Below are 3,891 nucleotides of genomic sequence, written 5' to 3'. Positions count from 1 at the left end.
AAGAACCAGTTCCGCCGGCTTCGAGTCCGCGACGAACGCAGGGACGATGTCCACTTCGGCTTCCTCGTCCTCGGTTGCTGCCTCATGCTCCTGCGCCGCCTCTACCCTGACATTTGTTAGAGCCTGTAAAGAACTCCGCAATCCGCGAATGAGAACGAAGGCCCGCACCATGCCTTTTCACCAACTGATTAATCAACCCCTTATGCTCAACCAGAACATCCTCAAAGGGACGACGAACACCTGCGAATCTCCTAAAGCTCGCAGTCCCCTGGCGTTCAAACTCAAGAATCAAGCCAACAACCGCAAGGAACGCAGGGGGCTGATATCGTCCCGATCTTGAGTAGAAATAAACCGCAGGGTGCAGAGAAAGCGACCGAGCATCTGTTCCCGAGATGCGACGCGCAACATCCCGACACTTCGCCAGACAAGTTATTGTTGCAGAACCATCCTCGTCATCACGAACTTCCTCCTGCGAGGCCTCCCCTTGAGCTATCTTGACAAAATCAACAACCAGCGACAATGCGTCAGACGAATACCCCTTGCCTGCCATTGGGAGTTCAAGGGTCTTTATCGGACTCTTCATCTCCGGAAGAAACAGGGTCTTGTAAATATCGCCGGCAAGCCCCTCAATCTCGACCTGCTTGGCTGCCGAAAACGCCGACCAATACTTATGCCCTGATCCGGCGCGGACAATCGCACGGGCAGCTATCGCCTGCGGCTGTCTGCGCGACTTGATAATCATCAACTCTGTCTTGTTGATCTGCGCCGCCGACTGATTGATTCGATAGAACGAATCCTCAGCCTTCGATGCGCTGCCTGTCACCCATTGAAGCTGAACTGCGAGAGAACCAAGTCGTAGTGCGCGATGAGCCAGGTCCGTATTGCTAGCACTTGGCGTCTGTGCCGCACTGCGAAACTGTGCATACGACCCAATCTTGTCGTTGATGAGATCTCTAGTTTCTCTAGCGGCTCGAACCTGCTCCGCAGGAAGGTTGTCACCGAAAATCTCTTTCGACTTTGGGCCGTCGCCATAGTCGTCCTGCACCCACGCAATAAGCGCACTCAGTCTATGTGCGCCATCGATTACGAAAGTGTAGGCACCAGAGCGCCAAAGGATGATGGCTGGAATCAAATCACCATCGACAAAGCTACTGACAAGCTCGCAGATTCTATTCGGAGTCCACTCTGCGGTCTCTCGTTGGAAATCTGGCTTTCGTAGAGAGGGGTAGAAGAAGGCAGTGCTTTCGAGATCACGCACTTGCAGAGTCTGGATAGCCAAAGATGGCTGCTGCTCACTCGTTACTTCGAAATCCTCGCGCCGAATCAGAGCATCTAGATTGACTTTCGACGGCATCAAATATCCCCTGCAAAGGTCACTACAGCCACGCGACAGTGATCCTACATCGGGGGCTAATGTGTTCGCCAACTGCACATCAATGACCCACTGGGGTTTGGGTGACCCAGGACTTGGCTCGCGTTTCGATCAGCATCGATCGACCAACCAGGAGGCCGCGGCCGGCTAACGCAGGAGAAATCACGACAAGCCAACGCGTAGCGCTACCGCACGAACCACTCCCAGAATCCGCACGCATTTACGTGGGGTCAGCGCACTTCGCTGCTGACGCAACCCAAGCCGAAGGGCCTACGTAACCATGAACAACGCACTGACGAAGATTGCCACCGCCCAGGCCGCCACCGGAGGCCGCTACCCCCGCGCCGGGCGCTACCTGCTCGAAGTCGCGGTCATCCGCATGAAGGAGGGCTTCAAGGGCGACTCGGCCATCGCCGAGCTGAAGGTCCGCGAGTCCGAGCCCCTGCCGGGTAACGAGTCCCCCAGCCGCGTGGGCGAGACGGTCGACTACGTCGAGAACCTCAGCGACCAGAAGAAGGGCGGCGGCGGGCGCTTCAAGTCCTTCCTCATGACGCTGGTGGGGGCCGACGAGCACGAGTTCGCCAACCCGGCCGTCCTGAAGAAGTTCTTCGACGAGCGGCAGGCCGGCACCCACGTCCTGATTCGCTGCGAGGTCTTCCCCAAGCAGCTCCCCGCGAAGGACGGCCACGCCGGCAAGGTCATCACTGGCTTCCGCTGGTCTCACGTCGAGCTGAACGACGAGCAGCTCTCGCAGGTCGAGCAGGCCCGCAAGGCCAGCAAGCTGCCCGCGCTCTCCGACGCCCTCGCCTGATGCCGGACGGCGACTGACGGCGCGCTTTTTCCGTCGGCGGCTGGCCCACGACACGGGCCGCTCTCCCTCCCACACAAGGCATCCCATGAACCTCTGGTCTTTCGACACGGAGACGTGGCTGATTCAGCCCGGCTTGCTTGCGCCCCCTCTCGTCTGCGGGAGCGTCGCGGCTCAGGCCCCAGGCACCGAACGACTCCTCGACAAGGCCCAGGCCCGGGAGTTCTTCCGCGAGGCAATCAACGCCCCCGACACGCACCTTGTCGGGGCCAATCTCGTCTACGACCTGGGCGTCATGGCGGCGGATGACCCGCGACTCGTGGCGCCCATCTTCGCGGCGCTCGAAGCGGGCCGTCTGCATTGCGTCCAGGTCCGCGAGGCGCTCATCGACATCGCGCGGGGCGTATACGGCATCCATCCGTTGACGGGCCGGAAGCTCGACGACGACGAGGGGGCCCGCTACCCGCTCGCGCTCCTCGTGCGGCGCCACCTGGGGCTCGACATCAGCGAAGAGAAGAACAACCCGAAGGCATGGCGGCTTCGCTACGCAGAACTCGACGGCGTGCCTGTCGAGCGCTGGCCCAAGGAAGCCACCGAGTACCCTAAGCGCGATGCTCGCTACACGCTCGACGTCTACTTCCGGCAGGAGGCCATCGCCCGCGAGGTGCCCAACGGCGGGAACCTGCATGCCGAAGCCGACCAGATGCGCGCCGCCTTCGCGCTCCACCTCGCCTCCATCTGGGGACTGCGCACGAATGGGTCTGCTGTGGCGCAGCTCCGGGAACGCGTCGAGCGGGAGTGGAACGAGAACCGCGCGAAGTTCCAGGCGGCGGGCATCTTCCGGGCGGACGGCACGAAGGACTCGAAGCGCCTCGCCGCGCTCGTGACTGCCGCGTATGACGGGCAGCCCCCCATCACATCCCCCAGCGACCGATTCCCCGACGGCCAGGTCGCGACCGACCGCGACACGTTGCTGGGCTCAGGCGACGCCATCCTTGAGGAATTGGGGCGAAGTGGGCGCGTCGACAAGTACAAGTCCACCTACCTGGATGTCGTCGAGGCAGGCACCACGCACCCCATCAACCCGCGCTTCAACGTGCTGGTGTCCACGACGCGCGTCTCCAGCGACTACCAGCAGCTCCCGCAGAAGGGCGGCATTCGCGAGGTCCACGAAGCGCGGCCTGGGTTCGTCTTCTGCTCGGTCGACTATGGCGGCCTGGAGCTGCGGACCATGGCTCAGCGGGCTATCTGGGAACTCGGCTACTCGAAGATGGCCGACGCCCTGAACAGCGGGCTCGACGTCCACACCCTTGCCGCGGCCGAGTTCCTCGGGACGAGCTACGCCGAGCTGCTGCTGTTGGTGAAGGCGAAGGACCCCGTTGCCGTCTCCTACCGGCAGCTCGCGAAGATTCTCAACTTCGGCAAGGGCGGCGGGATGACGGCTGGTGCGCTCGTCTACAACGCCCGCGCGAAGGACCGCGTCTCGTTCTGCCTGCTGGCGAAGCGTGCAGACGTCTGCGGTGTCGACCGCGTCGTTGTGCATGTCCAGCGCAAGCCAAAGAGGGTCTGCCGGGCGTGCGTCGAGGTCGCGAAGGAACTGGACGAGCTGTGGATGCGGGCATGGCCCGAGCAGCGCGAGCTACAGGAGAAGGCACAGGCACTCGCCTACGGCGGTGGCTTCGCGGACGTCATGATTCCGGGCGTCAACATC

General features: G+C 62.0%; 3 protein-coding genes. 2 read left to right on the top strand and 1 reads right to left on the bottom strand.

The features are described from left to right. Positions 1-82: 82 nt before the first annotated feature. Complete coding sequence (locus tag LZ198_RS42570) at positions 83-1,354, bottom strand: DUF262 domain-containing protein (protein ID WP_253977898.1); 1,272 nt, start codon at positions 1,352-1,354, stop codon at positions 83-85. 298 nt (positions 1,355-1,652) lie between these two features. Between LZ198_RS42570 and LZ198_RS42565 the strand changes: the two genes are divergently transcribed. Continuing rightward, entirely contained in the window at positions 1,653-2,183 is a 531-nt protein-coding gene (locus tag LZ198_RS42565) for a hypothetical protein (protein WP_253977897.1), read from the top strand. Between the two features lie 85 nt (positions 2,184-2,268). Beyond that, positions 2,269-3,891: DNA polymerase (locus LZ198_RS42560; RefSeq protein ID WP_253977896.1), on the top strand; the 1,623-nt coding region annotated here is incomplete at its 3' end.

The organism is Myxococcus dinghuensis, from assembly GCF_024198235.1.
Classification (GTDB): Bacteria; Myxococcota; Myxococcia; order Myxococcales; family Myxococcaceae; genus Myxococcus; species Myxococcus dinghuensis.
This window is presented reverse-complemented; position numbering and strand designations above follow the sequence as displayed.

Excerpts from the sequence above, each read along its gene's own strand:
- LZ198_RS42565 (WP_253977897.1), top strand. The coding sequence starts at position 1,653 with ATGAACAACGCACTGACGAAGATTGCCACCGCCCAGGCCGCCACCGGA.
- LZ198_RS42570 (WP_253977898.1), bottom strand. The coding sequence starts at position 1,354 with ATGCCGTCGAAAGTCAATCTAGATGCTCTGATTCGGCGCGAGGATTTC.